We start from the raw sequence: 1548 nt of genomic DNA, 5'->3' as shown, positions 1-1548 counted from the left end.
TTTCATCTGTTTATATTTTTACTATCTAGTTCATAGTTAAGTTTGAAGTAGCAGAAAAAACGCTAAGAAAGTTAAATTTTCATCTACATGCTCTAGGCAATACTCCTGTGTGCTTAGCGTTTGCGGTCAGTTTCATATTCGGGGTTTCATTGTTTTAGCAATGATATTTCAACCTCCAGTAACGATCGACCTTTTTTTTTCCTTATGCTGCCTTCTCTATATGCACATTTATACCAAGCTCTCTCAACTTGATTAAGTATCGTTGTACTTGCTTGTCTTTTTTTCTGTTATCCAAAAAACCACCTCCGAGTTCTTTGTATGGAGTTTGATCCCTTAAGATGAAGTAGGCCGCTATGAGGATCTTACGTCCTATTGCAACTAGCGCTCTTTTTTTACCTCTTCTTCCTACGAGACTATCATACTTACTTCTCAGATATGTGTTTTTCGTTCTTGTCGCTGCCCAGGCAAATTGAGTGAGCAGTGTTTTTAAATGTATGTTCCCATGCGTGGTTCGACTACTTTTTTTTTTGCCTCCCGACTCATTGCATCCGGGGCTCATTCCTGCCCACGATGTTAGATGCTGCTCATTTGGAAACTGACTCATATCATTGCCTATTTCTGCCAATATGTAGGCTGCTCCTTCTTTTCCTACGCCAGGAATGGTCTGTAGCAATTTAGCATCTAGTTCCAATTCACTTTCTTTAAGCATCTTTTCTATTTGGGCGTCAAGTTTTTCAAGGAGTCTTTCTTTCTCTCCAATGGATTCCTTGATGGTTTGAAGCATGAAACGGTGATGATTAGTTAGCTTTCCTCTAAGAGAAGCAGCTAATTCATCTTCTGTACAATGCATCTTTCCATGACGAAATTTCACCAACTCACTCACATTCTCTTCGCCTCCTATAAGTGCATCAATGATCCGTGTAGCCACAGCCCCACTCATATCGCTCACTACGCTAGATAGCTTGATGTTGGCATCTTCTAGTATCTTTTGAATCCGGTTTTTCTCCGAAGTAATGTGTCCTATGATCTTGCGTTTATATCGAGTAAGATCACGCAACTCGCGAATAGGCTTTGGAGGAATGAAACTTCCTTTCAGTAATCCACATAGCAACAATTTGGCTATCCACTTACTATCCTTTTTGTCTGTCTTATGGCCTGGAACATTCTTGATATGACGTGCATTAACAAGGATTATTTCAAAGTCTTCTTCAAAAATGTTGAACACAGGCTTCCAGTAAACTCCAGTACTTTCCATCGCCACATGAGTTACTCCATTTTCTTTTAACCAATCTCGAAGTTCAACGAGAGATTCTGTGAACCCGTTAAAGGAACGTGTTTCTTCCTTTATTCCCGTCCCATTAATGGTGCAAACAACAAGACTCTTGTGTACATCTATACCACAAGCTCTTTCAATGATTTGTTCGAAAGTTACTGTAGGCTCTTTCATGGCTATTACTTTTATAGTTTGAAATGATGCAAAAGACTCTCCTAATATAATCATGCCCCTGTGTGTCGACAAGTCGTCATGGGTGTTCATATGTTTATAAT

Annotated in this window: 1 protein-coding gene; it reads right to left on the bottom strand. The window is 39.3% G+C overall.

Annotation, left to right across the window (positions count from 1 at the left end; genetic code table 11):
- Positions 1-202: 202 nt before the first annotated feature.
- Positions 203-1447 carry an IS110 family RNA-guided transposase gene (locus tag CSQ79_RS26855; protein WP_099704157.1) on the bottom strand — a complete coding sequence of 415 codons (1245 nt, stop codon included), beginning with the start codon at positions 1445-1447 and terminating at the stop codon, positions 203-205.
- Positions 1448-1548 lie beyond the last annotated feature (101 nt).

Source organism: Gloeocapsopsis sp. IPPAS B-1203 (genome assembly GCF_002749975.1).
In the GTDB taxonomy this organism is placed as follows: domain Bacteria; phylum Cyanobacteriota; class Cyanobacteriia; order Cyanobacteriales; family Chroococcidiopsidaceae; genus Gloeocapsopsis.
This window is presented reverse-complemented; position numbering and strand designations above follow the sequence as displayed.